This is a genomic window from Planobispora longispora (assembly GCF_016863135.1).
Taxonomy (GTDB): Bacteria; Actinomycetota; Actinomycetes; order Streptosporangiales; family Streptosporangiaceae; genus Planobispora; species Planobispora longispora.
Window position 1 is genome coordinate 353605 of record NZ_BOOH01000019.1, and the last position, 26120, is coordinate 379724.

At 70.1% G+C, this 26120-nt stretch carries 36 protein-coding genes; 2 read left to right on the plus strand and 34 right to left on the minus strand.

The annotated features are described in order from the left end of the window. Positions 1-23: 23 nt before the first annotated feature. The 25 genes from Plo01_RS12725 to Plo01_RS12845 form a co-directional block, all read right to left on the minus strand. Entirely contained in the window at positions 24-791 is a 768-nt protein-coding gene (locus Plo01_RS12725; RefSeq protein WP_203890739.1) for a peptidoglycan recognition protein family protein, read from the minus strand. Positions 792-800: 9 nt separating this feature from the next. Beyond that, positions 801-1301 (minus strand): hypothetical protein, encoded by a 501-nt coding sequence (locus Plo01_RS12730; RefSeq protein WP_203890740.1) that lies wholly within the window; start codon positions 1299-1301, stop codon positions 801-803. A 14-nt stretch (positions 1302-1315) separates the two neighbouring features. After that, complete coding sequence (locus Plo01_RS12735) at positions 1316-1639, minus strand: hypothetical protein (protein WP_203890741.1); 324 nt, start codon at positions 1637-1639, stop codon at positions 1316-1318. Further along, a complete protein-coding gene (locus Plo01_RS12740) occupies positions 1636-2061 on the minus strand; it encodes a hypothetical protein (RefSeq protein ID WP_203890742.1) in 426 nt (141 codons plus the stop codon). Before Plo01_RS12740 ends, Plo01_RS12735 begins: the two co-directional genes overlap by 4 nt. Next, the gene (locus Plo01_RS12745; protein WP_203890743.1) at positions 2058-2384 is read right to left on the minus strand and encodes a hypothetical protein; all 327 of its coding nucleotides are present in this window, start codon (positions 2382-2384) and stop codon (positions 2058-2060) included. The genes Plo01_RS12740 and Plo01_RS12745 overlap by 4 nt, the downstream gene beginning before the upstream one ends. Positions 2385-2389: 5 nt before the next feature. Beyond that, entirely contained in the window at positions 2390-2878 is a 489-nt protein-coding gene (locus Plo01_RS12750; protein ID WP_203890744.1) for a hypothetical protein, read from the minus strand. Between the two features lie 9 nt (positions 2879-2887). Then, positions 2888-4750: a hypothetical protein gene (locus Plo01_RS12755; RefSeq protein WP_203890745.1), complete on the minus strand. Its 1863-nt coding sequence runs from the start codon at positions 4748-4750 to the stop codon at positions 2888-2890. Continuing rightward, entirely contained in the window at positions 4750-8037 is a 3288-nt protein-coding gene (locus tag Plo01_RS12760) for a phage tail tape measure protein (RefSeq protein ID WP_203890746.1), read from the minus strand. The genes Plo01_RS12755 and Plo01_RS12760 overlap by 1 nt, the downstream gene beginning before the upstream one ends. Beyond that, entirely contained in the window at positions 8034-8309 is a 276-nt protein-coding gene (locus tag Plo01_RS12765) for a hypothetical protein (protein ID WP_203890747.1), read from the minus strand. The genes Plo01_RS12760 and Plo01_RS12765 overlap by 4 nt, the downstream gene beginning before the upstream one ends. 32 nt (positions 8310-8341) lie before the next feature. Further along, complete coding sequence (locus Plo01_RS12770; RefSeq protein WP_203890748.1) at positions 8342-8815, minus strand: hypothetical protein; 474 nt, start codon at positions 8813-8815, stop codon at positions 8342-8344. A 37-nt stretch (positions 8816-8852) separates the two neighbouring features. Beyond that, positions 8853-9281 (minus strand): HK97 gp10 family phage protein, encoded by a 429-nt coding sequence (locus Plo01_RS12775; RefSeq protein WP_203890749.1) that lies wholly within the window; start codon positions 9279-9281, stop codon positions 8853-8855. Between the two features lie 9 nt (positions 9282-9290). Then, complete coding sequence (locus Plo01_RS12780; RefSeq protein WP_203890750.1) at positions 9291-9695, minus strand: hypothetical protein; 405 nt, start codon at positions 9693-9695, stop codon at positions 9291-9293. Positions 9696-9753: 58 nt separating this feature from the next. Continuing rightward, the gene (locus tag Plo01_RS12785; RefSeq protein WP_203890751.1) at positions 9754-10482 is read right to left on the minus strand and encodes a hypothetical protein; all 729 of its coding nucleotides are present in this window, start codon (positions 10480-10482) and stop codon (positions 9754-9756) included. A 3-nt stretch (positions 10483-10485) separates the two neighbouring features. Further along, entirely contained in the window at positions 10486-10707 is a 222-nt protein-coding gene (locus Plo01_RS12790; protein ID WP_203890752.1) for a hypothetical protein, read from the minus strand. Between the two features lie 11 nt (positions 10708-10718). Next, the gene (locus tag Plo01_RS12795) at positions 10719-11165 is read right to left on the minus strand and encodes a hypothetical protein (RefSeq protein WP_203890753.1); all 447 of its coding nucleotides are present in this window, start codon (positions 11163-11165) and stop codon (positions 10719-10721) included. After that, positions 11162-12160 carry a hypothetical protein gene (locus Plo01_RS12800; RefSeq protein ID WP_203890754.1) on the minus strand — a complete coding sequence of 333 codons (999 nt, stop codon included), beginning with the start codon at positions 12158-12160 and terminating at the stop codon, positions 11162-11164. The genes Plo01_RS12795 and Plo01_RS12800 overlap by 4 nt, the downstream gene beginning before the upstream one ends. Further along, entirely contained in the window at positions 12157-12444 is a 288-nt protein-coding gene (locus tag Plo01_RS12805) for a hypothetical protein (RefSeq protein WP_203890755.1), read from the minus strand. Before Plo01_RS12805 ends, Plo01_RS12800 begins: the two co-directional genes overlap by 4 nt. Then, positions 12444-12848: a hypothetical protein gene (locus Plo01_RS12810; RefSeq protein WP_203890756.1), complete on the minus strand. Its 405-nt coding sequence runs from the start codon at positions 12846-12848 to the stop codon at positions 12444-12446. Before Plo01_RS12810 ends, Plo01_RS12805 begins: the two co-directional genes overlap by 1 nt. A 73-nt stretch (positions 12849-12921) precedes the next feature. Beyond that, the gene (locus Plo01_RS12815; RefSeq protein ID WP_203890757.1) at positions 12922-15378 is read right to left on the minus strand and encodes a phage major capsid protein; all 2457 of its coding nucleotides are present in this window, start codon (positions 15376-15378) and stop codon (positions 12922-12924) included. Between the two features lie 59 nt (positions 15379-15437). Beyond that, entirely contained in the window at positions 15438-16001 is a 564-nt protein-coding gene (locus Plo01_RS12820; protein WP_203890758.1) for a hypothetical protein, read from the minus strand. A gap of 10 nt (positions 16002-16011) precedes the next feature. After that, complete coding sequence (locus Plo01_RS12825) at positions 16012-17460, minus strand: hypothetical protein (protein ID WP_203890759.1); 1449 nt, start codon at positions 17458-17460, stop codon at positions 16012-16014. 136 nt (positions 17461-17596) lie between these two features. After that, on the minus strand, positions 17597-17824 hold the full coding sequence (locus Plo01_RS12830) for a hypothetical protein (protein ID WP_203890760.1): 228 nt from the start codon (positions 17822-17824) through the stop codon (positions 17597-17599). A gap of 11 nt (positions 17825-17835) precedes the next feature. Further along, positions 17836-19611: a terminase large subunit gene (locus tag Plo01_RS12835; protein ID WP_203890761.1), complete on the minus strand. Its 1776-nt coding sequence runs from the start codon at positions 19609-19611 to the stop codon at positions 17836-17838. 6 nt (positions 19612-19617) lie between these two features. After that, complete coding sequence (locus tag Plo01_RS12840) at positions 19618-20097, minus strand: phage terminase small subunit P27 family (protein WP_203890762.1); 480 nt, start codon at positions 20095-20097, stop codon at positions 19618-19620. Positions 20098-20246: 149 nt separating this feature from the next. Continuing rightward, positions 20247-20903, minus strand: coding sequence for an AAA family ATPase (locus tag Plo01_RS12845; protein ID WP_203890763.1), 657 nt, complete (start codon positions 20901-20903; stop codon positions 20247-20249). 404 nt (positions 20904-21307) lie between these two features. On the opposite strand from Plo01_RS12845, the gene Plo01_RS12850 reads away from it, so the two are divergent. Further along, a complete protein-coding gene (locus Plo01_RS12850; RefSeq protein ID WP_203890764.1) occupies positions 21308-21598 on the plus strand; it encodes a hypothetical protein in 291 nt (96 codons plus the stop codon). A 184-nt stretch (positions 21599-21782) separates the two neighbouring features. Here Plo01_RS12850 and Plo01_RS12855 read toward each other — a convergent pair whose 3' ends face one another. Beyond that, complete coding sequence (locus Plo01_RS12855) at positions 21783-22097, minus strand: hypothetical protein (RefSeq protein ID WP_203890765.1); 315 nt, start codon at positions 22095-22097, stop codon at positions 21783-21785. 10 nt (positions 22098-22107) lie between these two features. Further along, positions 22108-22326, minus strand: a complete 219-nt coding sequence (locus Plo01_RS12860) for a hypothetical protein (RefSeq protein WP_203890766.1) — start codon at positions 22324-22326, stop codon at positions 22108-22110. Positions 22327-22425: 99 nt separating this feature from the next. On the opposite strand from Plo01_RS12860, the gene Plo01_RS12865 reads away from it, so the two are divergent. Further along, positions 22426-22635, plus strand: a complete 210-nt coding sequence (locus Plo01_RS12865; RefSeq protein WP_203890767.1) for a hypothetical protein — start codon at positions 22426-22428, stop codon at positions 22633-22635. Between the two features lie 59 nt (positions 22636-22694). On the opposite strand, the gene Plo01_RS12870 is transcribed toward Plo01_RS12865, so the two are convergent. From Plo01_RS12870 to Plo01_RS12900, 7 genes are read right to left on the minus strand one after another with little or no spacing between them, the layout of a single operon-like run. Further along, complete coding sequence (locus Plo01_RS12870) at positions 22695-23318, minus strand: hypothetical protein (RefSeq protein ID WP_203890768.1); 624 nt, start codon at positions 23316-23318, stop codon at positions 22695-22697. Positions 23319-23346: 28 nt separating this feature from the next. Further along, positions 23347-23769: a hypothetical protein gene (locus Plo01_RS12875; RefSeq protein WP_203890769.1), complete on the minus strand. Its 423-nt coding sequence runs from the start codon at positions 23767-23769 to the stop codon at positions 23347-23349. Next, positions 23766-24209 (minus strand): YkgJ family cysteine cluster protein, encoded by a 444-nt coding sequence (locus tag Plo01_RS12880; protein ID WP_203890770.1) that lies wholly within the window; start codon positions 24207-24209, stop codon positions 23766-23768. The genes Plo01_RS12875 and Plo01_RS12880 overlap by 4 nt, the downstream gene beginning before the upstream one ends. Next, positions 24206-24808, minus strand: coding sequence for a winged helix-turn-helix domain-containing protein (locus tag Plo01_RS12885; RefSeq protein ID WP_203890771.1), 603 nt, complete (start codon positions 24806-24808; stop codon positions 24206-24208). Before Plo01_RS12885 ends, Plo01_RS12880 begins: the two co-directional genes overlap by 4 nt. Further along, positions 24801-25148, minus strand: a complete 348-nt coding sequence (locus Plo01_RS12890) for a hypothetical protein (protein WP_203890772.1) — start codon at positions 25146-25148, stop codon at positions 24801-24803. The genes Plo01_RS12885 and Plo01_RS12890 overlap by 8 nt, the downstream gene beginning before the upstream one ends. Beyond that, positions 25141-25689: a hypothetical protein gene (locus Plo01_RS12895; RefSeq protein ID WP_203890773.1), complete on the minus strand. Its 549-nt coding sequence runs from the start codon at positions 25687-25689 to the stop codon at positions 25141-25143. Before Plo01_RS12895 ends, Plo01_RS12890 begins: the two co-directional genes overlap by 8 nt. A 7-nt stretch (positions 25690-25696) precedes the next feature. After that, entirely contained in the window at positions 25697-26026 is a 330-nt protein-coding gene (locus Plo01_RS12900; protein WP_203890774.1) for a hypothetical protein, read from the minus strand. Between the last annotated feature and the right edge of the window lie 94 nt (positions 26027-26120).

Below are 26120 nucleotides of genomic sequence, written 5' to 3' on the forward strand. Positions count from 1 at the left end.
GCGGCATGAGATGCCGCGGAAGGTCACTTCTCGGGGAACGTGGCGGCCCAGGTGTCGCGCCCCACGATCCCGTCGTCGTCCAGGCCAGCACGGCGCTGGATGTGCCGGCAGACGGTCCGGGACTCCTCCCCGTACCAGCCGTCCACCTGCAGGGCGTAGCCAAGGGCCTTCGCCCCGGTCTGCCACTGGCGAACATCCGCGCCTGTCACCCGCGGCCGACCAAGCCGGTAGATGAACAGCCGCCCGGGCCAGGCCGGACGGCCGGTCGACGTCGCCGGCGGTTCACCTCCTGGCCGCGGGGCGCCGCGCCGGATCCACGCGTACAGCGGTTCCCCAGGGCAGCTGGTGTTGTAGCCGTCCCGGTGGCCCTTGACCTCGCGACCCGCGCCGCCCTCCTCCCGGAGGTACTCGACGCCGTCGAGGATCGCGTGCAACAGGGCGTCGGTGGGCTGGGTCAGGCCCTTGCTGCCGATCAGCGCGATGATGGCGTAGTGGCCGGCGTTGAGTCCACCGCCGTTGGCGGCGACCAGGCGCTTCGGGCCGCGGCCCATGAGGAGGTCGCCGTGCGGGCAGGCGCCGAGGCTGTAGGCGAAGTCCATCCAGCCGTTGCCGTCCATGTGGTGGTTCTGGATGTCCCGCATGAGGCGTAGGCAGCGATCATGGTCGTCCAGGATCGCAGGGTTGACCGCTCCCCCGGTGTAGTGGATCTTCACACCCTTCGTGGAGCGGATCGTGGTGTAGGAGCCGCGGGGTGACCGGGCGTTCCAGTCCTTGCGGCTGATCATGACCATGGGACCTCCTTAGACGGGTGGAACAGGCGCGGGGTCGAGGTGGTAGGCCACCTTGAACTCGGCGAACGCCAGCCGTACGGGGACGTCGGCGTTGTGGCGGACCATCAGCCCGAGCGGCTGCCCGACGCGGACCCACATCCCCCAGGACTTGGCCCGGTACTGGCCGCCCACGGTGTCTGGATGGTCCTCGGTGCAGGTGCTGTCCGGCTCCTGGGTGAGCCCGAGCGGATCCCGGACGAACCGCGAGCGCACCTCGGTGTACGGCCCTGCGTCCCAGTACATGAGCGCGTACAGCTGCCCCCACGCGGTGTGGCACGGCCAGATCAGACCCGAGCGCGGGCTGATGTAGGTGACGGTCTCGCCGGTGTCCGGCTGGACCTCGGGGTGCATGCCGTGGTCGTCGGAGGACTCGACGTCGAACGGGAAACGCACCAGCGTGTAGCCGTCGCTAGGCGGGATGGTCTGCTTGATCCCCTGCTGAGTGATGAGGCTGCAGACGAAATCGGGCATGAGTCCTCCAGGGATTAGCTGTCCTTGAGCCGCGAGATCTCAGCGCGGGCAATGGCGAGTTCGGCGCGCAGCATGGAGACCTGTTCGGCGAGCGCGGCGATCTGCCGCTGCTGATCGGTCAGCTCCGCCTTCAGCTCCTTGTTCTCCGCCTTCGCTGCGTCCAGCTCGGTGCGCAGCATGCCGACGACGGAGGAGGCCGTCTCGACCGCGACCGAGTCAGAACTGCGGTCGAGCTGGCGGAGCTCGGAGCGGCGGCGGGTGAAGGCGAGGATGCCCTGGATGATGCCGCCGCCGATGGCCACCTGGGCGATGGCGACCAGGATCTCGCCCCAGTTCACGAGTGGTCCCGGTGGTCGCGCAGGCGCGCAGCCATCCGGGCGGTGCGCATGATGCCGCGGGCCTTGAGCGTGCACCCGATGGCCAGCGCCGCGGAGATGATGCCGGCGGCCATGCCGTGCAGGGCGAGGCCGGTCACGACGGTGATCGAGTAGGCGGCGTAGCCGCCGGCGAGCATCCACAGGCCCGGGATCTCGGCCGTCGACCGGTGCGCGTACAGCCCGTAGAGCTTGAGTGCTCCGCCGGTGGCGAGGGTCGCCCCCCACAGGTGGGCGACGATGTCGGCGCTGTCCCGCAGGCTGTTGGTCATGCCCTGGGAGACGTCGGCGCCGATGGCCAGGCCGAGGCCGCCGAGGATGACGCCGGCGGCCGCGGCGACCGTTCCGAACGGGTTGTGTCGCAGGTTCTCCCGCGTGCCCCTCACGGCTTGATCACCTTGACCGTCTGCGGTGGGTCCGGTTCAGCTGGCACAGGCACATGGACGATCAGCACCGGCCGGGCGCCTGTCCCCTCCCACCCGTCCGGGACGAACCCGTGATCATCGTGCCACCAGCACCGCCGGACCTGCCGCGGCAGATCCATCTCGGCGATCTCCCACGGGTCGAAGCCCTGCTGTACCAGCCACGCCTCGGCCTCGGCCACCGCCGCCAGGTAGCGGCCCTTTGTCTCGGTGAGCTTGCCCGCCTGATCCTTCTTGCCGAGGGGGGCCTGGTCGATGACCAGCCCCTGGCAGGGCAGCACTTTCATGATCGTCATGATGCTTCGTACACCCCCGTGAGAACGAGCTGGTCACCGTTCGCCCAGGCCATCGGCGAGGAATTGCTGACACCGGACGTCCCGGGGGACGCGGCGATCCGGAACACGCCGCTACCGGCTGTCAGGTAGGCGCCCAGCGGGTAGCGGGCGGTGCCCGCGGAGTTGGAGGCGAAGCCGGCCAGGGATTGGATCTGCGCCGGCGCCAGGCCGGACGGCAGGCTGAAGCCCCACAGGCCGGATCCGAGGGTCGTGGTGGAGCCGATCACCAGCCTCAGGCGGACGGCGACGGTCTTGCCGTCGCCGGCGCGCTGGTAAGCGCCGTCCAGGCTGCCGTTGCCGATCGTGGGGTTGGTCGTCGCCCCGGTCCAGGTGATCGCGTAGCTGGTCCAGGACGCGTACAGCGCGACGAACCGGTTGTAGACCTCGGTGGTCCAGAACGCGGGGTTGATGAACTGGCCCGCGGTGACGTTCACAGGTGCAGCCACGATCTCCTCCTACAGGCCGATGCGAGTGGTCACGCCGATCTCGGAGTGGCCGGGCACGCCGATCTGCCACACCTGGTAGGGCTCGGCCGGGCTCGTGTTGAACGTGATGCTGTGCAGGCCCTCCGTGATGTCCTCCTGGTAGCCCTCGACGAACAGCTCGACCGAGGTCTCCGGCGAGGTGGCGGGCAGGCCGGTCAGGGTGATGACGTCGGACAGGTCCAGTGCCAGCACGCTCGTGTGGATGGCCAGGGTGCTGGCCGGACAGCGAACCTGGGTGACGCGCGGCGGCGGGTCGGCGCCCAGGTAGACCTCCCACTGGGCGGCGGCCAGGGCGTCGGCGTCGGTGGCCCATGCCTGGCTGCTGCCGCCGGTGTAGACGCCGTAGGCGTCGATGCTCGCTTGGTCCTTGACCCGCTGGTCGGCGCCGCCCTCGCGCTGGTTCGTGACGTCGTTGACGAGCGGCTGGTCGTCGTCGGACCAGGTGAGGTCGCCGCCGATGTCGGTGGTCGTCAGCGTCAGCGAGCTGGCTTTGTTGTAGCGGTGGGCGCGGGTCTCGAACACGACGTCGGCCGAGGCTCTGCTGGCGTACACCAGCCCGGCCTCGACGGCGGCGACGTCGCGCAGCGCCGCGGCGGGCGTCTTGCCGCCGGCGGCCTGGGAGGAGATCTGGGTGGTGGAGCTGCCCAGGATGGTCCCGCTCAGGCCCAGCAGGGCGCACAGCCGGGTGAATCTGGCGGTGGTGGTTTCGGTGTTGCCGTTTCCGGCGGACCAGACGTGGGACCAGTCCGGCATCACCGCGGTCCGCTTGAACCAGATGTGCGACAGCACACCGTCGAACATGTTCGACCCGGTGGTGGCGGGCTCTTTGAAACCGCCGGCGACCAGGCGGTCGTAGACGTCGGTGCGGATGATGGAGCCGTAGGCCAGGCCGCTCGCGCCGTCCACGCCGTCGACGGAGATGAATACGTCGCCGTTGGACTTGATCTGTACGGCGATCAGATGGTTGGCGCCGTTGTCCAGGTCGACGGGCCGGATGCCGCCGAAGGTCGTGCCGGAGCCCATGGCGTCGTCGCCGTTGAAGACGTTGACTCGCAGGCGGCCGTCGGTGGGGTGGATGTTGAGGATTGTGGCCGCCCCACCGAGGCCCGTGACGCGGTTGCAGATCTGCATGATGTCGCGGTCGCGGACCGTCGTGGACACCCAGCACGCGATGACGCAGGAGCCGGCCGCCGAGTCCAGGTTTCCGCGCAGGCCCTTGCCCTGGGTGGCGCTGAAGGGCGTGAACCGTACCGCGGGCAGGTCGTCAGTGCCTGGGCCCTCCGCGTCGCCGAACTCCACGCTGCCGCCGGCGCCGGCGATCTGGTAGATCGACATGGAGGACTGGCCCTTGCCTGAGGTGTCGCCCGCGCTGGTCGACCCGGACGCCTCGCCGAGGGTGTAGTAGGCATCTGGCTGGAGGAAGAGCATCTCCTCCTCCAGGAGGCTGCGCATCGGGGCGTCGGCGCCGAGCCGCTTGAACAGGTCCGTGCAGACAATCGACACCAGGCACAGGACGCTGTCCTCCCACTCGACCGGCCACTCGTTGACGTGGCCCTGGAAGCGCTGGTAGGTCGTGGCGCCGACCACCACCGACAGGCGGATCCCGACGCCCTTGCGCACGTTCGGGTAGTACGGCGAGGTGGCCAGGCTCGGCGTGAACCGGCCATCGCTGTTGACGAGCGTGAGCGTCATCGTGCCGGGCTGAATCTCGGACTGCTCATCCCCGCGGCCGCGCCGGATGCTGATGCCGGCGGCCACGCGCACGTAGGCGCTGATGTTGGTCCACACGCCGGCGGTGAACTCGACCTCGGCCTTGATGCTGAAGGTCGCCATCAGATCGCCAAGGGGGTGCCGCCGGTGTGACGCACCAGGTTGCGCAGCGTCTTCTCGATCGTCCGCGCGGTGCCGATCGGGTCGATCGCCCCCTGCACGGTGACGTTGAAGACGTTCGTCACCTGCGCGCCGCCGCGCAGCATGCCGAGATCACTGGCTACCTGATTGACCAGGCCCATCGCGCGGGCCCGATAGCGGCGCTCGTAGGGGATGAAGGCCTCCGGCGCTCTCCCCTCGCCGAAGAGCACGGTGGGCCGGGTCGCGATGCCCGGGCCCGGTCGACGGCCGCCGGCGGCGTAGCGCTCGATGCCGCCGGCGGCCTTCGGTGAGGCCTTGCCCATCGCGGCGAAGGCGGCCGCCAGGTCCTCCTCACTCAGGCCGGTGTGGCGCATATAGTCCGCCACGCTCTTGGCGCCGCCCTTCTGCGCGGAGCGGACCAGGAGCACGTTGGGCAGGGCCTCCAGCCGGGCCTGGTTGCGGGAAGCCGTGACGACCTTCGTGTTCAGGCTCTTGAGCTTGCTGGTGGACAGCTTCGCCGCGGCGGCCGCCATCTTCTCGGCATCCGGGCCGCCCATCGCCAGCAGCTGCTGGGCGAGGTCGACGAACCCGCGGTCGGCGATGCGCGTGATGTTCGCGATGAACGCGCCGGTGTTCTTGATGCCGAGCACCAGGCCGGCGTTGAGCCGCTGCAGCGGAGTGAGCTTGCCCTTCTTGTAGCGGGCCTGGGCGATCGTCAGGCGTTCGGTCGCGGTGGCCAGGTCACGGCGTTCCTTTGCGACGCGTGCCTCATCGTCGGCGATCGTCCGTGCGCTGCGCCCCTTCTTGCGGTCCTCGGCCAGCTTGCGCTCCGCGCGACGCAGCTGGTCGACAGCATCTCTCCGGGCGCGGTAGACCCGCAGGTACTCCGATCGGGACAAGGGCTTACCGTCCATGAACCGGGAGACGAACTCGCTGATCGGCACGTTCGCAGCCTGAACGGCGCCACCGGAGGCGTAGCCGACCAGACCACCGGCGGCGAACTTGCCGGCGTTGATCGCCTCCAGCAGTTCCCGATGCCGGGCCGTGGAGCGAGCGTTGATGACGTACTCACCGTTGGACAGCAGAGCGGGCACATCGTCACTCGTGCCCGTCCCAGGACCATGGACCGGACCGCCGGCCGCATAGCGAGGAACGATCCGGCCCTCGGTGACCAGCCCGCCGGTCGCCCCCGGGGCGCGGATCCCGACCGGAATGCTCACCGGCACCGTGAACTGTGACAGCAGGCTGCGGAACGCTCCGGCCGCCGGGCCGGTGTTCGCTCGGACGGTCACCGTGGAGGTTTTGCCGTGCATGTTGGCGTGCTTGCGCTTGGTCGTCTCCAGATCGGCGTTGGCCTTCTTCGTAGCGGCGTCGATTTTCACGACCTTGCCGTTCGGCAACACCTTGATCGCGTTACCGAACCGGTCCGTGATCGTCGTCGCGCCTTTGGCGCGGGTGATCGTGCCGCCCATGGAGGCGATCAGGCCGTCCAGGGCGGCCTTGCCGACGGCGCTGCCCTGCGACAGCTTGATCAGCGACGGGAACTGATCACGCAGCGCCTTGTCGGTCAGTGAGACGCTCTTCTTCGCGGCCAGCTGTGCCTCGACCCATCGGCCGATCGGCGCCAGCTGTGCCTCCAGCGCCTGTGAGCGCTCCAGCATGGTCGCGTTGCCGTCTCGCAGGACCTTGTTGGAGGCGGCCAGCGCCTCCTTCATCGCGTTGGAGGCCGACAGCACTCCCAGCGCTGCGTTGAAGCCGCCCAGCGCGGTGGTCAGGGCCTCGATGCGGGTCTTCATGTCGAGCCCGGCATCGGAAGCGATCTTCCACGCCTCGGCGACCACCAGCGTCGGGTTGCTCGCTGTGGCGACGGCGTCCCGATACCGGTTGATCTTCGCGGTGGTGGCCGCGGTGACCGTGCCGTTCTCCAGGACTCCCTTGGACAGGTCGACGCCGACCGCGATGGCCAGGCGTTCCGCCTGCTCCGTGGTGATGCCGTACTGCTTGGCCAGCGCGGCCGCGCCCTGCTGAATGTTCTTGATCGACTGGTTGTTGGCGGCCTTCTCCTGCTCCACGAAGGAGCGCGTCATGTCCTGGGCGGCCAAGGCGCCCTTGTACATCTCCACCTTCAGGAACGACGCGTCGCTGGCGAGCTTCTTCTCAGCCGCGGCCAGGCGCTGCGTGGCCTGCACCAGTTGCGCGTCCAGAGCCGCGTTCATGGACCGGTAGCCCGCGATGTTGTTGCCGACCGCCTGGTGCTCCTTGCGCATGGCCTCGGCGAGCTCCTGGCTGGCGCTCTTCGCCGTGGCCGCCTTCACGGCGAAAAATCCGATCGCCGTGGCCGCGGCCAGGTAGAGATTCGGACCCGCGGCGCTGACCGCGTTGAGGAGTTTCGTCGCCTTGGAGGCCTTCTCGTTCTCCGCGGCGAACTCCTTGTACCGGCCACTGCTCTTGCCGATCAGGCCGCCCAGGCCGCTGATCGGGGAGCGGAGCGCGAGCATCAGCACGGCCGCCTGGGCGAGCTCGGGGTTGAGGTCCGACAGGCCAGCGACCAGGTCGGCGACCATCGAGATGGCGCCCAGGCCTGCGGTCGCCAGCGGCATCAGTGACTCGGTCAGGCTCGCGGCCAGGTGCGCGCCGGAGCCGAGCGCGTCGCCCAGGGCGTCGATCGCCTGCGGGGCCTCGCGCTCGATGGTGGCGAAGAACTGGTCGGCCCGCTCGGAGTTGAGGGCGTCTTCCATCTCGTGGGCGAACGCCGTCAGCTCGCGCGCGACCGACTTGGTGATGGGCGCCAGCCGCGGCAGGAGCGAGCTCGCCACTCCCAGGCCCGCGTTGAAGGTCTGCAGGACCTCCGGCTCAACGCTCTTGGCCAACGCCTTGTACTGGGCGATCAACTGCCGTAGTCCAGCGGCAGCGATCTTCTCGTCAGTGCTGAGGGAGGCCCACCGCTCCCCCATCTCGGTCTGGGCCTGGACCACGCGCATGATGGCCGGCGCCGCCAGCGCGCCGAACGCCACGGCGCCGGTGCCCGCGGCCGCGAAGGTCGGCGCGAGCGCGGCGCCGGCGGCCACCAGGGAAGCCAGTTCCCCGCGCATCAGGCTCGCGCTCTTGGTGGAGCGAGCCATCTGCAGGTTCATCCGCTTCAGGCGCTCTTCCAGCCGGCCGTTGGCCCGCTCCAGCTTGCGCGCGTGCTCGGTTGCTGACCTCGCGGCGGTGTTGAAGCCCTTCGGGTCGCCGTTGATATTGGTCTCAAGATCGACCTGGCGTTTCACTTCACCACCTCCGGGTTGAGCTTGAGCCGGGCGTAACTGCCCGGGGGCAGGTCCTTGCCTGCGTCGGCGAGCTGGTAACAGCCCTCACAGCGGTGCACGTCGGGCACGTAGGCACCCGGGTGGCCACCGCAGCGGGGATCCCACTCCTCCGCCCGGGTACCGCAGTTCGGGCACGTCTGCCGGGCCCGGATGTGCTGCCAGATGGCCTTGTCGCGATCGGAGTCCGACCAGCGCAGGAACTCCGAGTGCGGGATGCGGTAGTCCGCGCACACCTCCAGCTCCAGTTCCAGCCGAGGGTCGGCATCTAGTCTTTTGGGACGTTCGGATCCGGGACGCGGATGTTGGCGCGGATCGCGGTTTGGTAGAGCAGCGTCCGCTCGCCGTCGTTGACCTGGGTGCGCAGGAACTCCTCCCACTCCTGGCGGGTCATCTCGCCGGGCGCGCACTCCAGGAAGCACGCTCGCGGAAACGTCTCGTTGTTCCAGGCCTCGTCGTCGGTGTCCTTGCGCGGCTTGTGGGCGTCGACCAGGGCCTCGAACTCATCCGGCGGCATCGCCGCACAGACGACCGTCTCGAAGCAGGCGGCGAGCGCGGCCCGGGCCGCGCTCAGGCGGTCCTTCGCGGCGGGGAGCTCTTCGCCACCGCCGGCAAAGACGAGCACCTGCAGCGCGGCGCCGGCCTCGGTGAGCTCCTGTTCAGCCTCGCGGGTGTCGACGACGGCGATCCTGCAGCTCGCGGTCGGCCGGGGCCGGCCCTGCAGGCGATCACGCAATCCCATAAGTGCTCTTCCTCCTAATGTGCTGCGGTTGCTGCGGTTAGTAGTGCCAGCCGTTCTTGAGGCCGACGCGCACGACGATCTGTCGGAAGGCGTCGGCGACTCCGTCCTGAGCGGCGATCACGCCGGGGGTGAAGAACGGGCGCGCGGCCCGGTCGACCCACGGCGTGCGCCGGCCCTTCTGGCGGAAGACCGGCACCCGGAAGGTGCCGCGCTCGCCGCCATGCTCGTACGGCCTCGCGTGCGGTGCCTTCTTGGCGGAGGTGCGGACGGTGACACCGGAGGTCCGGGCGCCGAAGCGCACGCTGATGCGGGTCGCCGCCGGGATCCGGCTCGACCAGGACGCGCGCCGCCGTACCTCCTGCAGCACCGGGTCGCCGATCTCCTTGGCGCTGGCGCGGATCTCGGCTCGCATCGACTTCGGCAGCTTGCCGAAGTCGGCGATCAGCTTCTTCAGCTCGGCGGACACGGCGGGCCCTTACGAGGTGGCGCGGGCGACGGCGCCGGACAGCGGGAAGCTGAGCGACTTGCCGGCGAGCTCGCCGAGGCTGCCACCGACGTTGTGCTGGGCGATCAGCACGTTGCCGGAGTACTGCGGGTTGCTGGTGGATACCGCGCCGGCGTCGGGGCGGAGCTTGAAGGGGACGACGGTGCCGAACAGCGGCCACAGCGTGGCGTCGAGCTGGCTGGCGGCGAAGTCGTCGAGGAACTCGATCGTCAGCGTTCCGGACTTCAGGCCAGCGGTGTTCTTCGTCCAGCCGTCACCGAACACCGAGGCGTCCAGGGCGGCCGCCTCCATCGCCAGGGCGCCGCTTTTCGCCCAGCCGGAGCTGTTGACCGCGTTGAGCTCGACGAACTCGTTGAGCAGGACCAGGGTTGCCACGAGGACCTCCAGAGAGCATGGCAAAGGACCCGCGCGCGGCGGGCCTGCAGGAGTGGGGTTACTTGCCGATGGCGATCGCGCCGGCGACGACGTGCGCGCCGGTGATCGCGCTCACGTTGAGCCGGTAGTGCGTCTCGGTCAGCGGGCCGGCGACCCGGGTCGCCCAGGTGCCGCCGCGGGTGGTGATGGGGCCGATCGTGGCCCGGGTCGTCGGTGAGGCGAACCCGGCCGAGTCGTCCGACTGGAGCTGGACGGTGATGGTCGTGCCCGCGGAGATGACGTGCAGGGACGCATACAGGTACTGGCCGGCCGGGACGTTGCCGAGCTCGACGACGCTGCCCAGCACGCCCGTGGCGGCCGCCGCTCCCTTCGCCTTGGCGAGCTTGCCGCGGACGATACCGACTCCGTCGGTGCCCTGGCTGGTGAGGCTGAAGGGCGCGAGCTCGCCGTGAGCGCCGAGCAACGAATAGTTGAAGTGGCCGAGCTGGCCGAGGTAGGCCACCTCTCCCTCGGTCTCGATGGGGCCGAAGGTGAAGACGCGGCCGCCGCCGCCGAGGTCGGTGAAGGCCTCGGGGTCGACGGCGTCGGCGGCCGCCGAGTCCCAGAAGCCAGCCATGTCGAACGTGTGGCTCTTGAGGCCGCCGGTGAGCTCGGTCCAGCCGCCTGAGCCGAACGTCGTCCGGTCCAGCGCGGCCGCCTCGCCCGACCAGGACAGCCGGTTGGTCTCGGTGGTGAAGTCATGCCCCGCCACGTAGGCGTAGGCGTCCAGCAGGACGGTGGGCGCCACGACTTACTTCGCCTTCGGGCCGCTCGCCGACGTCGCTGTGCCGCCGGCGTCAGGCGTCGGGTCGGGCAGCTTGTCGAGGTCGACCGACTTGGGCACCTCGATGTGGCCGGCGTAGACCAGGGCGCCGATGTTGACGACGTCGGGATCGAGCTCAACCGTGCCCGGGGCGGCGACGCCGTCGACCTCGGCCGGGCCGATCACCTTGCATTTGATCTTCTCAGCCATGCGGGTTCCTCTCAGGTCAGGTGGGACTTGATGTCGAATCGCAGGAGCAGCCAGGCGGTGGAGGCGGTGTCGTCGGCGCCGGACTCCAGTTCGACGCCACCGGAGACGATGGCCAGCAGACCGGGCAGGTCGCCGAGCTTGGGGTCGGCCGCCACCGCGCGGATAATCTGGCCGCCGAGCTCGGCGGCCTGGCCCTCGGCCTCGGCCACGGCGTCACCACCGGTGAGGGTGACGACGATGTGCAGTTGCAGGGTGAGGTCCTCGATGCGAGGCAGGATGCCGCCGCCCCGCATCGTGGCCGGCTCCTGGGGGCCGCGGACCGCGCCGGGGTAGATGAAGGTTCTCTCCGGGTTGGCGGGCGGGCCGTAGCCGACCTGGACGTCGCCGAGCGGCAGGGTCTTGATGAGGTCGACCAGGGCCCGCTTGATGGCCACCGCGTTGGTCGCCGGCGCCGTCATCGCCACCCGCCGTGGAACAGGCTCCCGCGCTGGGGGTTGTAGTCCAGGGTGCGGGAGGCCGGTGCCGGGCCGCCGTTCTGGCCGCCGCCGGCGCCGCGGGAGTAGCGGTCATAGGCGGCGTCGACGTCCGGGATCCCGGTACGGCTCGCGTTGGGCGTGCTGAGCCGGTAGGTGCCGCCCTCGGCCACCGTGAAGGAGATCGCGCGGTCCGGGATGCCGGACCGGGCCATGGTCGCCCTGCTGCGCAGGCGCAGGAGGGCGGCCGCCTTCAGGTCCGCCGGTGGGTAGTCGTTGCCGTACTCGTACTCGAGTACGACGTTCCCGGAGCCCTCGGTCCAGATGCCGTAGTCGGTACGGCGCAGCAGGCCGTCGCGGGTGACGGTCAGCGCGCCGAGCTGGTCGACGGTGAGTGGCACCGCGGCCTGGCCGACGCGCGGCGCGATGCTCGCCGAGCGGATCGGCAGCCGCACCCCGCGCAGCAGGATGCCGGCCACCAGGTCGTCGCCGCCGTCGGGCAGCACCAGGTCGCGGCCGCCGCTGCCGTCCAGGACCAGGCGCCGATAGCGGGGCACGAACGCGCGCCCGGTGATGGTCTCGCACTCCTCCTCCACCTCCTGGCGCAGCCGGACCAGGTCGGCCAGCGGGTACTTCGCCACGTCAGCGAAGATCGGGTCAGATGCCCGGGCCTCGGCCAGGCTGAACAGGAACCCGCCGACGACCTCGACGATGTCGCGCTCGACGACGGCCTGGCCGCCGATGGTGGCGCTCCAGGCGACGGTGAGGGCGGCGAGGGTGGCCTGGGCGGGCAGGGTGACGGTGTATCGGCCGGTGCCGGCGCCGCTGTGGGAGGCGTTCAGGGGACCGGCGACCGCCTGTCCGCTGGCGTCGACCACGGACGCCGAGACGGCGACAGATGAGTCTGTCGCCGTCTCCCCCACGTAGAAGGTGTGGGACAGCGTCGCCGCGGCGCCCCGGGTGAGGCGGGTGACGTTCATCCGACGTAGATCGCCCCCTCGACCGCTCCGGAGACGACGTCGACGTAGATGCCATCGATCGCCCAGAGTCCAGCGGGGTGCACGACGGTGAGGGACTCGCCGTTGCCCAGGGCCACGGTCTGCAGCAGGGTTCCGCTGGCCGCGCTGGCGTGGTCGAACACGCGCAGCACGGCGCCGGCGCCGCCGGTGGTCTCCCGTACGGTCAGGCCGCGGTAGATGCTGGAGGTTGTGCGCACTACCTGATCGGCTCCGGTCAGCGCGACCGGCCGGGGCAGCCCGCCCATCAGCGGATCCGGGCGGTCACCACGACCAGGCCGTCGGGCATGGCCAGGCCGGACGCGGTCACGACCTTCTCGACGGTCAGGACGTCGCCGGCCGCGACCAGGAGGTTGGCCGGCGTGCCGGACAGGGTCATGGTCTCGGGGACGAACGCCGTGGAGTCGGTCGCGGCGTAGGAGCGCGAGGCGGCCAGGGCCGACCCGGCGCCGGCGATGCGGTTGCGCAGGTTGAGGGTGAAGTAGTTCGTGCCGTTGGCGGTCACCGCGGCGTGCGGGATCCACTTGGCGCTGGTGATCTGCAGGGCGAACGGGGCGATGATGCCGGCCCACTCGTCCGCGGTGCCGGCCGTAGCCTGTCCCGGCACGAAGATCGGGAAGAGGAGGTCTCCCGACATCTCCTTGAGCTGCATGGTGGTGTGCTCCTATCGGGGTGCCGCGGCCGCGGCACCCCCACGTCGATGGACTACGGGATGCGGGGACCGGTCAAGCCTGGGTGCCGCGGTACATGCCGCGGTGCTCCAGGACGGTGCCGTCGTAGATGTGACGGATCTTGAAGGTCACCTTGTCGGCGTTGAACATGCTGCCGACGTTCGGGTCGGACTGGGTGAACAGCTCCGGGTCCTCACGGCCCTGGTAGAACCCGATCTCAATGGTCGGGCACATCGCCGGGTCGGCGATCGCGAACCAGTCGTTGGCGTCGGTCCAGTAGTCGACGACGATCGGCTCCAGGCCCTTGTGCAGGTTCGGCCGGTCGGCCGGGTCATTGCTGGTGCCCGGGATCGCCATCGGCGAGACGCTCAGCTGCCAGGCGAGCTCTTCCAGCTCGCTCGGCACGACCAGGAAGCGCGGCACCGTGGACAGGACGTTGATGGCGTTGCCGTAGGCCGCCTGCTTGCGCATCTTGCGCCGGGCCACGCCGAGCGCCGACTGCGACAGCGCCGCGCTGTCGGTGTTGGCGTGGTTGGTGTGGAACAGGGCGGTCGCGTCGTAGGTGGTCGCGGCGTTGGTCTGCAGGATGTCCCACACGAACCGGTAGAGGGTGATCGCGGCGGCCAGGCCCAGCAGGCGCGGGATCTGCCGGACGGCCTGCAGGTCGTCGTTGGCGATCATCTCCATGGTGAGGTCCTCGGTCCCACCACGCTTGATCACCGCGAAGGTCGCCTCTTCGTCCGTCGGCGACTGCAGCGGCTGGTAGGGGGCGCCCTGGGGGACGGTGGGCAGCAGTCCGTAGCCGCCGATTCGCTCGCGCTTCTGCTGGCGGAAGTCGCTCACGGGGGTGATGTCGGAGACGATCTGCCGCCAGGTCTGCAGGCTCGGCTGAGCGTAGAGCCGGATCATGCGGCGGTGGATGGAGTCGCCGAGCACCTGGTCCCAGCTGGTGCTGTCCATGGACTCCGGGGCCCGCATGGCCGAGTCGTAGTAGCCGCCGATGGACTCGCGCAGGATGAGCCGGTTGTAGTCCTCGTCCCACGCCTTGGGGTGGTTGCCGGTGAAGTCGGCGTAGGCCTGCCGGAAGCTCCTGTAGCCCTCGCGGTAGTTGCCATCGAACATCGCGTCCAGGGCGGCGACCTTCTTGTCGCGGGCCTCCTGGGTGACCTTCGTGGTCACCGTCGGGGTCAGGCCGGCGCGCTCGACCATGGCCAGGCCGGCCTTCATCGCGGCGATCTGCGCGGCGACGTCGGCCTCGGTGAACTTCTCCGGCAGGGCGCCGGTGACGGCCTCGACGACGGACTCGGGCAGGCCCGCGTCGGTGACGAGCTGGCGCACCATGAGGCCCGCGAGGAACGTGCCCTTGGTCTGCGGAACGGCCTCGACGACCTTGCCCTCGACGGGCTTGTCGTCGGTCTCCTTCGTCTCCGTGGCCGGGGCGACCTTCGCCAGGCCGGCGGCGGCCAGCTGCTCCGGCTTCGCCTGGCTCAGCGCGGCCAGGATCTCCTCCAGTGTCGGGGGCACGGTGGTCTCCTTCGTACGGTCGGGCTCCGCGCCCGGGTCGGATGGGTCGATGCCGCCCGCGAGCACGCGGGAGGCCTTGCCGCCGGCGGCCGGGTCGGAGACCAGGTCGGCGGAGTTGACGCGGGTGATGGCGGTCGCCTCCTGCAGGCGGCGGCCGCCCTCGGTGATGGGCTTGAACAGCGCCATCACGTCGTGGGACAGGCCGATGAGGGGGTCCAGGCCGTCCTCCTGGCCCGCGAGCGAGGCGTCGAGAGCCTCGGCCGCGTGCGTGGCCGACGGCAGCAGATGGAGGTCGGCGTACAGACCGTCGGCCTCGGCCTCGACGTTGCGAAAGGCGCCGACCAGACCGGCGATGGTGCCGGTGGACAGCTCCTCTTCGGTGCGGTGGTGGTCGAAGGCCTTGGCACCCTCGTACAGCGCCGCGGCCTTGCGCATGACCGCCTCGGGGTACCGCCTCCCGTTGAGGCTGTCGCCGTAGGCGATGATCCGCACCCGGAAGATGCGGCCGCCATCGGCCGCGGTGCCCTTGGCCTCGATCACCCGGGACTGGGCGGTGATCTGGTCGCGGGTCTCGGCGACGTCGCCGACCGGTACGGCGGCCGCGGGGTCCGGGGCGTAGGTCCGAACGACCTTGACCGGCTCGCCGAGGGCGACCGCGCCGGCGGCGTCGATCGCGTAGTCGCACTGGTAGAGGTCGTCATCGCCGGCGGCGTACACCACGGCGGTCGTGGTCAGGTCGGAGATGTAGACCCACACGTAGGAGACGCCAGCCGCCGCCTGGATGCGCTCGGCGAGGGCCTTGCGGACCAGCTGCCGCACGTCGTCGAAGGACCGCTGACCACTGATCATCGCCTCGGACGTGGCCGCGGTCTCGGTGACCCGCCGCGGCGCCGGCGGGCTGGTCTCGAAGCTGATCCCGCAGTTCGGGCAGGTGACCGTTACGCCGTGCTGCAGCGGCTCCTCACCGCGGCAATCCGCCGTACACACCTCCTGCGCGCACACCGGGCAGCCAGGAAGGCCGCCGCAGTGAGCTGGGTCGTGGACGCTCACTCCGGCCGCTCCAGCTTCTCCAGCCGGGCGATCAGGCCCTGGCGGGGGTTGTCCTTCTTCCGCTCGGCCTCCAGCGCCTGGCGGGCCCGCGCGGGGTCGTCGCCGACCCACTGCAGCACCCGCTCGGCGCTGCCGGCGGGCACCTCCTGCTGGCCGTCCTTCTCGCCCTCGGCGCCGCCGAGGTGCTCCAGCGTCTCGAGAATTTCGGCCTGGACACCACCACGCTGCTTCAGCGTCTCGATCGCCAGCGCAGCGCGGTCCCGGTCGGTACCGACCCAGGCCAGGACCTCCTCCGGCGATCCGGTCGGCACGTCCCGGGCCGTCATCTCCGGCCGGATCGGCTGGCCGGAGGCCTCCGCGGCGCCGACGTTGGCGTTGATCTCACGCTCCCAGGCGCCCAGGTCCTGGTCGGCGTCGTACGGCCGGACCTCGCCGTCCTTCGTCACCTCGACGCGCTGTCCGTCGTGGGTGGTGATGAGGTGGTTGCCGTCTTTGCTCTGGACGTCGAGGATCTCGCTGGGCTTCATGCCGAGCCGCTCGGCGGCCTGCTCACGGGTCATCGTTCGCTCCTTACGGGTCGCCCACGGCGCGCAATGTCGCCTTGGCCTTGGTGGTGGCGTCGTCGACAGCCGTCGCGACGTCGTCGGGGTCGGGATCAGCTCCCGGTTTGCCCAGGTCAGCGCTGTACGGGATGCCCATGTAGTCCTCCCACGCCTTGCGGGCCGCGACGGCGGCCGCCTCGGCGGTCAGAACTCGGGACTGCACCAGGTGCTCCAGACCGGTGGAGAGGTTGAGCAGGACCTGGGCGGTGATCTGGGCATCGGCGGCCGCGACCTCCGGGCCGGTGACGACCACGCTGTCGCTGGCCTTGATGTCGTAGGTCTGGCCGGTCTTCGGGTCGGTCGCCTCGACCATCCGCGGCAGGCGCCGGGCGGCGACGGCCCGGTCGACGGCGAAGCGGATCATCTCGGTCTGGTAGCCGAGCCAGACGGCCTGGACGCCGGCAACGCGGCGCCGTACCGGTTCGGCCATCGTCAGCGAGGTGGCGCGGTTGGCGTCCTCGGGTTCGGCGAGCCAGGTCTTCGCCAGGCCGGCGCCACCGGCGATCATCGTGAGGACCGACCGGTTGGCGTTGGTGTCCTCGTAGCTGCCGGTCTGGGCGTTCTTCGCTTCCCACTTGACCGCGTTGTTGTGGACCTCGACCGAGCCGGAGGGCGGTATGTGCGTGCCGCCTCGGGCCGCGATGAAGTTGTCGACGTCGGTCTGTTCGCCCTCGACGGTGACGTCCCAGACCATGTAACGGGCGAGCGCCGTCCGGTCGATGAGGTTCGACAGCACGGTGTCGTAGGAGTCGAGCCAGTCGAGGATCGGCGCCATGAACGGCATGGACCGGACGTCGGTCTCCAGGGCCCGGAACGGCGCCCAGAACAGCATCTGGCCGTCACGCAGGCCGGTGGTGTCGTCGACCGCGGCCACCGTCCGCGTCCGGTTGACCGCCTCGATGCGGAACTCGATCTCGTGTGGCCACAGCGGGTTGCCGTGGAGGCAGCGCACCTCGACCACGGCGGACGGGTCGATCGGCGAGTAGCGCACGACGCCTGACAGCGGGCCGGTCATGAGCTCGCGGAAGGTCTCCCCCATCAACAGGCAGCTGCGCAGCGCGAGCTCCTGGCCCTGGCCGACCTGGTTGCGCGGGTCGTTCCAGAACTCCTCGACGACCTGGCGCACGTCGGTGTTGGTGGCCTGGAAGGTCACACCGGAGTCGCCGACGCAGAAGCTCGTGTAGGTGTCGATGATGGCCCGGGCCATGGGGTTGGTCCGGTAGGAGGCGAGCGAGTACATCCTGCTCTTCTCCAGCGTCCAGTCCGGGACCGGGCGGCCGCGGGAGCCGACAGGCTTCCAGCCGGCGTCGCCGTCCATCGGGTCGTGGTTCCAGCTGCTGGCGGCCGCGCCGGAGACCATGATCTGCTGGGGGGTCGCCTCGACCGCGCGCCGGGCCGGCCACAGCCATGAGCTCATGCGCTGCTCCCTGAGGTTGGAGGAGTCGCGGACATGGGGAGCGGACCGAAGTCTTCGGGCAGCTCGGCAGGCTCGATGACCTCGATGCCGGTCAGGGGGACGTGCGGGGCAAGCCGGTCCCGGCGTCCATCCGTCCTCACGCCGCGTCCTTCACGGCGCGCACCGGGCCACCGTGCGCGACGACGGCGGTGGGCACCTGGGCGTGGGTGTGGACGCTGTAGGACAGGCCGACCAGGACCAGGCCGGCCGCGCCGAGGGACCACCACCAAGTGCCGGTCAGGCCGCCGATGGCCACCACCACGCACACCAGGCCGAGCACGCCCAGGACGTTGGCCACCAGGTCCGGCGTGAGCCGTACGCGCATCACAGGCTCCTTCAGATGTTGAGTCGAGACGACGGGCGCCACAGGTCCCGGGTGCCGCCGGCGGCCGCGGCCGGGGCGGTGGCTGGCGGTGCGGCGGCCGCCTCGGCGTCCATGACTTCCTTCATGGCGTTGACCAGCGCGGACACGCCGTCGATCTTGTCGCCGCTGTTCTTCTTGTCCGGCTTGACCAGGCCGTCGGCGGTCGCGACGGTCGCGAGGTTGTCGACCATCCAGCGCATGACCGGGTGCCCGCCCTGCTGGAACAGCCCGGCCTTGATGACCCGCAGCAGGTTCTTGAGCGGGTCGTTCAGGCTCGCGGCGCCCTGGCTGATCGGCACACACGTCAGGCCGCCGTCGCCGAGCCGCCGAACCACGTCGGTGGCGCCCCACCGGTCGTAGCCGATGGTCTGCACGCGGAAGCGCCGGGCGTCCTTGTCGATCTGGTGCAAGATCGCGTCGTTGTCGATGACGTTGCCTGGGGTGAGCTTCAGCCAGCCCTCCCGGACCCAGACCTCAGCGGCGCCGGCGGTGCGCTTGGACAGGTCGCGTAGCCGGTCCTCCGGCAGCCAGAACCGCCAGATCGCTTCGATCAGGCCGCTGTCGCGGGCGGGAAACAGCCAGCACAGGGCGGTGATGTCCTCGACGTTGGACAGGTCCAGGCCGCCATGGCAGGCCCGGCCCTCCAGGTCCTGCTCCTCGATGAGCGCGGCCGCGCCGTCCCAGTCGCTCAGCGAGATGTAGCGGGTCGTCTGCTTGGTCCTCAGGCCCAGGTGCAGGCGCAGGAAGCTGCCGAGGGCGACGGGGTCCTGGCGGGCCTCGGCGGCCTTCTTCTCCAGGTACTCGTGGGTGGGGCTGATGCCGAATCCGGGGTTGGCCTTCTTCCAGGTGGCCATCACGAACGGGTCGTCGCTCTCCTCGGCGCCCCAGATCACGCCGTAGGTCGCCGGGTGCCGGATCACCCGGCGCGCGAGCTCCTCGATCCGCTGCCGCTTGCGGGCGTAGATCGTGTTCGGCCGGCCGTCGTCGGCCGTCGTGATGATGACGATCAGCGGTTGCTCGCGCGAGCCGGTGCCTGTCTCGATCGCCTCGACCAGGTCGCCGGTCTTGTGGATGTGGAGTTCGTCAATGATGCCGCCGTGGATGTTGCCGCCGTGCAGGCTCTCGGCGACCGAGCTGACCACGGAGAACGTGCTCTTGCTCGCCTTATGAATGATCTTCTGGGCGAGGGACTTGGCGTGTGGCTTGAGCGCCGGCGAGTGCTCGCACAGCTGTTTGATCGGGCCGAAGACGTAGCCCGCCTGCTCTTTCGTCGTCGCCGCGGCGATGACCTCGGCGCCGCCCTCGCCGTCGGCGGCGGTCAGGTAGATGCCCAGGCCGCCGCACAGCGTGCTCTTGCCGTTCTTGCGCGGGACGTCGACGTACAGGTCGGTGATGACCCGCACCCACCGGCCGGCCCGGTTGCGCTTGATCCATCCGAAGACGGGCGCGATGACGTAGGCGACCTGCCAGGGGTCCGGGGTCAGCGGCCGGCCCGCCCACTGGCCCTTGGTGTGGCGCAGCAGGCCGAAGGCCTTCAGGACGCGGTCGACGCGCTCGGGGTCGAACCGCGCGCTCTTGAGGAGCTCGCCGGGCTCGGGGGTCTTCCACTTGGGCGGGCAGTCCGGCAGCGGGATCCCGCGGTCGACCAGGTACCAGGCGACCTCGGGGGACAGCTTGAGGCGCTTGAGCTCGGCGGGGCTCGGCAGGTAGCCCCGGCGCGTACGGCGGGGCGCGGCTTTCGTGGCCACGGCGTGCTACCCGGTGCCGGCGAAGGGGTTCCCTTCGTCGCCGTCGTCGCCGGCGCCTGTTGCCAGCTTGCCCTCGGCCGCGGGGGTCAGGCCGAACTCCGCGCACCAGGCCCGGAACTCCGCGCTCGCGCGCTCGACCACGCCGACCAGCGGGTTGACCTTGACCAGGCCGGTGTGCGCGACGTAGGTCATGCCCTCGATCGCCAGGATCCGCCGGGCCTCCTTCCATCGCGCGAACGCCTCGCACGCCATCTGCAGGGCGGGCCCGTCGACCGGCTTGAGCAGCTGCAGGCGCTGCAGCTCGTCAACGAACTCCTCCCACAGCGCCGCGGCCTCCTCCGTGAGGTCCTCCGGGCGCTCCGGTGGCAGGCGCCGGAAGGCCGGCGGCGGGGTGACCTCGCGGCCGCCGGAGTCGCGTCCCTTGCCGCGGCCCTCCAGCAGCTTGAGCCCGGCGGGTGCGGCCTTGCGACCGGCGTTCGCAGCCATCGGATCTCCCCTCCGGAAAAAGTTCGGCATTCTGAGACGACAAAAATTGAGGGGGACGGCGGTCTCGGATACCCCCTCTGACCTGGGAAAACACACCCCGGGGGGTGATACGCGATCAAGCTCTGACCTGCGGAAACGTCAGCCCATGATCACGCCTGTGATCGCGCTCGAATGCGTCTCGCATCCTTGATCACGGTGTCAAGTGGGCTCTCGGTGTAGCGCGCGAGCCAGTCATTGATCGATCGGATCGTGCCTACCGGGTCGGGGCGCGCCTGTGCTCGCCTCACCAGCGTGCGGCCAGGAGGCAGGAGCACCACGACCTCATCGGCCCGCACCATGCGGGCCAGGCCGGTACGTGTCCGCCCGTTGGGTACACACCGGATGATCCACGCTCGGCCGCGTCGCGTGGCCGCCAGCCTCAGCACCTCGCGCCTCATCACCGCGTTGGCCCGGGCCATGGTGGCTGCGTCGTGGTGCCAGTACCTCGTGCTGCCCAGGTCGCGGGCGATGGCGTCGAGGTCCAGCACCAGGTCGCCGTCTATCGCCTGGTGCTGGACGTATGTGGTCTTGCCAGCGCACGGTGGCCCAGCCACCAGCACGATCCGGGATCCGAGCGCCTTCTTCCGGCTGTTGCAGCTCAGGTGCTCAGGCTGGTAGTTCGCCAGCTCGTTGCCGCCGCCGATCTGACGGTCGTCGATGTGGCCGGCGGTCAGCGGGTCACCGGGGGCTGGCGGCAGGTGGCAGATCGCGCACTCGGTCGCTTCGGCCAGGATCAGGGTCGCGGCCTGCTGGTGGTCGTAGCCCAAGCCGCGGCGGGCGGCGCTCGGCCGGGCGCGCTGACGTGCGCGCTCGCACTCAGGGCACAAACGCCGCCCAGTGGCGTGGAGCTGACGACATCGTGCGCAGCGTGCAGGTGGGGCAGTAGGCACTAGCTCTGGTGAAAGACGGAGTCGAAGTGCGCAGAGAAACCCGCGACTCTCATGACGCGCGATTGGTTTACAGAGTCGCTAGAGGCATGTGGCATGGCTCGTTCCATTGACGGTCAGCATCGGGAAAATTACGTTCCGTTTATCCCATAGGTGGCGAGGGAGTGAGGAGCTTCATGAATCGATCACCTTTACGTCTGGGAGCGGCCGCGGCCGTAGCCGCGTTGACCGCATCCCTCTTCACCGCAACCCCTACCGCGGCTGCCGCGGCGGGGACCCGAATCGTGGGTATCGAGGTCGGGTCGTGGCGATGCCCGCGCGGTGTCCACAGCATCGTTCGCGTCGATGTGTTTGGAACAGGCGTGTCGACGTCAAGCATCAACGGCGTGTGGACAGGCTCAGCCCTGAAGGCGTACGTCGAAGTGAAGGGCGTACCTGCGAGCGGCGGCCAGGCCCGCTTTGTGGCGGCTTACCGCTGCAAGACTCAGTGGTTCGGGCTGCCGAGCGGTGCTTACCCTGCCGAAGGGCTGCGCTGGGTGTACGGATCGGGATACCAGCCGAGCTACATCCTCTAGGGGATCACCCAGCGCGATGATGTCGTAGGAGATGGAGTCGGCGCCCAGCCGTGGTGCGGCGCCGACTCCTGGTTGTGGGGGGACAGGGAGCCACTTGCGGTTGTGGCGACCGGCCAGCACGTGCCGCCACGGGCGGGAGCTGGTCTACCCGTCCCTGAGCGTCCCCCTTAGTGGGAGTTCTTCGTCAGCGCGGGACACCGAGCAGGGGCACCTCGCGGGTCTGGCGGGCGCGCTCGGCCTGGATGGCGGTGACGGCGGTGCGGACGCTGGTGGCCACCAGCTCAGCGTCCGGGGCGGGTGTCGGGATGACGATCGGCGTGGCGCTGATGACCTCGCCCAGGGCGATGCCGCGGCCGACGATGAGAATGACGATGCTCGGCACCGGGCCGTTCGGGCCGACCTGGTAGACCAGGCTCACCTCGTGATCGAGGCTCTCGCCGAGCGCGGCCGCGGCGAGGGCCTCGACAACCTGGTCCTCAACGCGTTGGGTCAGGCGCATGCGTCTCCGATCATGTTCGGGGCACCTGGCTGTAGTTCTCGCCCACGATCCGCTCGACGTCGCCGGCCGGGTGCCAGGTCTGGGTGACCTGGATGGGGCGCGGTCCGGGGATAAGGGCGAGGTGCTGCAGTTCGGCCCACCAGGTGCCGTCGCGGTGGTGCCACCGCAGGAGGTAGCGCCGCCCCTGGCACCGCAGCCAGACCAGGGGCGGACGGTTGTGCGCGGGCATCTGCCCGGGGATGTGAGGAGAGTCCAGGATGCGTAGGGCTTGGACCATTTCGGCCGTGCCCTCACATGCGAAAACCCGGCTCGCGGCCGGGTTTCGGACATGGTTCGTCAGCGCCAATTAGGCCACATCAATTCGCTGAAGGTCAACACGTGTCCTGATCACAGCGGCGTGCGCGACCTGCAGGGCAGTGGTGTTGTAGGTGACCGGGGCGCGACCGGCACGGCCGGGCTCACGCCGGGTGCCGATGGGGTTGATCCCGAAAAGCACGATCATCGCCCGTATTTCGGTCTGGGTCATTGCGGGGTGTAGCAGATCTTCCGCGTCATACACGGTCCATCCGTCGTGATCGGGGGCGATCGGGATCACTCCTATCCGTAGTAGGTCTGGCGGCCGTCGCGCCACGCGATCAGCGCCGAGCCGTTGAGCTGGTTGCGGTCGAGGCGACCGCGCGGGGGGTTGCCCTCGATGTCACGGCATCGGCCGTTGGCGCAGCGGACGCGGCCGGACTCCTGGGCAAGGCGGATGCTGTAGGTGCTGCAGTAGGGGCAGGCCGGCGGGAGTTCGCCGGCGGGCACGTGGATGGGGATCCAGCGCTCGGCCCGGCCGATGTCGCGTACCTGACAGGCCGCGTGGATCCAGCCGCTCAGCGTGGCCTGGACCTGGCGGGTGCGGGTCTCGGGGGCGCCGTGGACCAGCCGGGTGATGGCGGCCAGCGCTGCGAGGGTGTTGCCGTCGGATCCGCCGCGGCGATCTCGTAGCTGACCCGATACAACGTAGATCAGGTCCTGCTCCAGGTCTCGCACGCCCGCGTGGATGGTGAACAGCACGCCGGCCGCCTCGGCGTGCCAGGGCGCGGGCGAGCCGGTGACCTTGTGGTGCTGACTGCTGCCGGTGGTGGCGTCGGCGACGGGCTCGGGCAGCAGGGCGACCAGCTCGGGCAGTAGCTGCCCGAGCTCGGCGGCCAGATCGGCGACGGTCTCGGCCGGGGTCATTCGTGGTCCGTGACCGGCGTGGGGGTGGTCATGGCAGGGCCGGTGGCATCGTATCGACGGGCACCAGGTACGGCGGCCTGCGCGCGATGTCACCGGTCGCCGGGTCGAGGAAGAAGTCGCCGCCGCTGGTCCGGTACTGGAAGACGCAGGCGTGCAGCCCGCGTACCTGCCAGATCTCCAGGCGGTAGGTCACATGCTCGTCGATGTCGTAACGGGCCAGCCACGCGAAGAGCTCGTCGAAGAACCCGGGGCGTTGCCACGGCCGCCAGGTGCTGACGTCGTGGACCAGGAGCGGCTCGCGCGGCGGCCGCCGTACGTCCTCGACCAGGCGCCGGGTGGCCCGCATCCGCTCCAGCGGGGTGGCCGCGGCGCGCGCCTCGGCCTCGGCCCGCTTCAGTGCCTTGAGCTGCTTGCTGTAGCCCTTGTGGTGAGGGCCGTGGTATCGGCTCATGGGTGCTTCCTGCAGTGGTCGAGGGTGGGCGGAGTCGGGTGGGGTGGCTCACGCCCGGGGCCGGCCCGGTCGGTGGAGGCGTTGACCAGGTGGCGGGTCTTCGCCTCCGTGAGGCGGCCGCCGGCGGGCTGGCATCCGTGCTCGCAGGGCAGGGCCTCCGACGCGCCCCAGACCCGGCAGATCATCGGCCGGATCTCGTACACCGAACAGCGGCCGTCGACCAGGGCCGGGCAGGTGTAGTCACCGATGGTGGCCATCTGCTTCAGCGCAGCGGCCGGGGAGGGGATCTGGACTCCGGCGCGGCGGATGCGGGCCCGCTCGTAGGGGTGCATGTCGATGGGCCCGCAGGAGTCGGAGCACAGGCCCTTGCAGCCGACGTCGGGGACCTGGGCGTACAGCTCGGCGTAGTGGGCGTCCATGAGGTCGGACCAGCGGCTCACGGTCGGCCTCCCTCGATGCGTCGGATCAGCTCGGCGACGTCCGGGGGCGGGTCGTCGGCGGGCGGGACCAGGACCTCGTGGATGAGGCGGATGGCCCGGGTCCGCTCTGCGCGGATGGATCGGGCGGTGAGCGCTGGGAGAGCGGCCGCCAGGGCGGTGTGGGCCTCGCAGTGGAAGCACCCCCCGTGTGCCTCGACGGTGAAACGGAGGTCGTCGCGGTCGTCCTTGCAGAGGCAGGAGGCGTTGAGGATCGCAACAGCGGCGGCCTGCACGGCGTCGTGGGAGACCTCAGGGCTGGGCGCGACCATGGAAGCCTCGAATCGCCAGCCAACGCCGCTCACCGTGGTGATGTAGGTCGGCTGCCTGGCGTCGTCACCGAGGGCGCGACGTAGCCAGACCAGATGCATGTGGAGCGTCTTGCTGAGGGTGCCCCAGTCATGGCCCCAGACCGCGAGGTAGAGCTGGCGGCGGGAGACGACGCAGCCGGCGTTGGCTATCAGGGTGGCCAGGAGGTGGAACCGGGTCAGGGAGAGGCGGATCTCCTGGTCGCCTTTCCACACCTGGTATGCCTCAGTGTCGATGCGGATCAGCTCAGCCACGTGCCCACCTCTGCTGGTAGGCGCTGCGGTAGCCGAGCTTCTCGCCGATCTCGTCTTCCAGCATGCGGCGCTCGGCCGCGGCCGCGGTCAGACCGCGGCGGGCCCGCAGGCCCAGCGTGCCCTCGCACTGCCACAGCCCCCACCAGGAGCCGTCACGGGCGCTGTGGTACATCAGGCGCAGGGTGTACCGGGCGTAGCCCCAGTTCCGTTGCTTGATGCGCAGCCACAGCCGGTCGAGATCGTGACCGAGACCGATCCGGTACGGCGCGGACACGGTGAGGCCGAGGGCCTCCGCAGTGGTGCGGAGGGTCTCAGCGGTGAGCGAGGGCTGATCAGCCACGGTTGAACGCCTCCTTGGCGGTCTCGGCCTCCACGATCCGGTAGAACTCCGAGAGCGGGACGCGCTCCCAGACCTCGGGGTTGATCTGGTCGCGCTGCTCGATCGCCTCGGGGTCGCAGCGCCAGCGCACGTACAGGGCGCCGGCCATCAGGCGGACGCCGGGCCAGTAATGGGCGTTGGTCTCGATGTCCCAGGCCATGCTGGGCATGCCGCCGGTCAGCGCTGTCCTGGGGTCGGGCATGTTCAGCTCGCTCAGCTGCCGGTGGATCTCCCTTCCGACGCGGCGCCGGCGGTCTGGGACGATCGCGTTCTCGGTGACGCGGTCGAGCTTCCAGCCCTCGGGGATGGGGCCGTGCTCGGGGAGGTGCTCGACGCCGAGGATCCGCTGATCGGTGACCAGCGACGGGCGCCCCTCGAACCCCCACGAGTCCAGCAGAGCCCGACGCTTCTGGGAGATCTCCTCGGACCGCTTGCGCACTCCGTGCCAGGCGGACAGGACGTGGGGGTGAGTGCTGCGGTAGACGATCAGGTCACGTGTCATGGCTCTCCTACGGGTGAGGTGTGCGGGTCTGAGCTCGGCGCCGGTCGTCGAGCCGGGTCACGGTGGCCAGGCCGGGGATCGCCATCTGGGCCTGGCGGGCGGGGCAGGTCGCAAAGTGGGGCTTGAAGCGGTCCTCCCACTCGCGCAGTTCGGGGGCGCCGCGGCCGTCCAGGGAGCGGGCCCGCCAGATCCGCGGGCCGTCGCGCCAGACCGCCTGGTTGCCCTCTGGGTCCGGCTCTGGGTCGACGGGCATCCGCTTGTTCAGGTCGGTGATCGTCCACAGGATCAGCCGGCGGCAGTCCCGGCAGTGGCCGAGCTCGCGTCGGGTGGGGATCATGAGCAACCTCCGCAGTAGCAGCGAAAGGGCGCGCAGTAGGCGCCCACGCCGGGCTCTGGGCGCCCAGCGAGGGCGGCCGGGGTATGGGAGGCGC

Excerpts from the sequence above, each read along its gene's own strand:
- Plo01_RS12810 (WP_203890756.1), bottom strand. The coding sequence starts at position 12,848 with ATGCAGCTCAAGGAGATGTCGGGAGACCTCCTCTTCCCGATCTTCGTG.
- Plo01_RS12725 (WP_203890739.1), bottom strand. The coding sequence starts at position 791 with ATGGTCATGATCAGCCGCAAGGACTGGAACGCCCGGTCACCCCGCGGC.
- Plo01_RS12795 (WP_203890753.1), bottom strand. The coding sequence starts at position 11,165 with ATGACGGCGCCGGCGACCAACGCGGTGGCCATCAAGCGGGCCCTGGTC.
- Plo01_RS12820 (WP_203890758.1), bottom strand. The coding sequence starts at position 16,001 with ATGACCCGTGAGCAGGCCGCCGAGCGGCTCGGCATGAAGCCCAGCGAG.
- Plo01_RS12800 (WP_203890754.1), bottom strand. The coding sequence starts at position 12,160 with ATGAACGTCACCCGCCTCACCCGGGGCGCCGCGGCGACGCTGTCCCAC.
- Plo01_RS12730 (WP_203890740.1), bottom strand. The coding sequence starts at position 1,301 with ATGCCCGATTTCGTCTGCAGCCTCATCACTCAGCAGGGGATCAAGCAG.
- Plo01_RS12875 (WP_203890769.1), bottom strand. The coding sequence starts at position 23,769 with ATGAGCCGATACCACGGCCCTCACCACAAGGGCTACAGCAAGCAGCTC.
- Plo01_RS12825 (WP_203890759.1), bottom strand. The coding sequence starts at position 17,460 with ATGAGCTCATGGCTGTGGCCGGCCCGGCGCGCGGTCGAGGCGACCCCC.
- Plo01_RS12860 (WP_203890766.1), bottom strand. The coding sequence starts at position 22,326 with ATGCCCGCGCACAACCGTCCGCCCCTGGTCTGGCTGCGGTGCCAGGGG.
- Plo01_RS12900 (WP_203890774.1), bottom strand. The coding sequence starts at position 26,026 with ATGATCCCCACCCGACGCGAGCTCGGCCACTGCCGGGACTGCCGCCGG.
- Plo01_RS12805 (WP_203890755.1), bottom strand. The coding sequence starts at position 12,444 with ATGGGCGGGCTGCCCCGGCCGGTCGCGCTGACCGGAGCCGATCAGGTA.
- Plo01_RS12870 (WP_203890768.1), bottom strand. The coding sequence starts at position 23,318 with ATGACCCCGGCCGAGACCGTCGCCGATCTGGCCGCCGAGCTCGGGCAG.
- Plo01_RS12770 (WP_203890748.1), bottom strand. The coding sequence starts at position 8,815 with ATGGGATTGCGTGATCGCCTGCAGGGCCGGCCCCGGCCGACCGCGAGC.
- Plo01_RS12855 (WP_203890765.1), bottom strand. The coding sequence starts at position 22,097 with ATGCGCCTGACCCAACGCGTTGAGGACCAGGTTGTCGAGGCCCTCGCC.
- Plo01_RS12840 (WP_203890762.1), bottom strand. The coding sequence starts at position 20,097 with ATGGCTGCGAACGCCGGTCGCAAGGCCGCACCCGCCGGGCTCAAGCTG.
- Plo01_RS12830 (WP_203890760.1), bottom strand. The coding sequence starts at position 17,824 with ATGCGCGTACGGCTCACGCCGGACCTGGTGGCCAACGTCCTGGGCGTG.
- Plo01_RS12745 (WP_203890743.1), bottom strand. The coding sequence starts at position 2,384 with ATGAAAGTGCTGCCCTGCCAGGGGCTGGTCATCGACCAGGCCCCCCTC.
- Plo01_RS12790 (WP_203890752.1), bottom strand. The coding sequence starts at position 10,707 with ATGGCTGAGAAGATCAAATGCAAGGTGATCGGCCCGGCCGAGGTCGAC.
- Plo01_RS12755 (WP_203890745.1), bottom strand. The coding sequence starts at position 4,750 with ATGGCGACCTTCAGCATCAAGGCCGAGGTCGAGTTCACCGCCGGCGTG.
- Plo01_RS12865 (WP_203890767.1), top strand. The coding sequence starts at position 22,426 with ATGGTTCGTCAGCGCCAATTAGGCCACATCAATTCGCTGAAGGTCAAC.
- Plo01_RS12895 (WP_203890773.1), bottom strand. The coding sequence starts at position 25,689 with ATGACACGTGACCTGATCGTCTACCGCAGCACTCACCCCCACGTCCTG.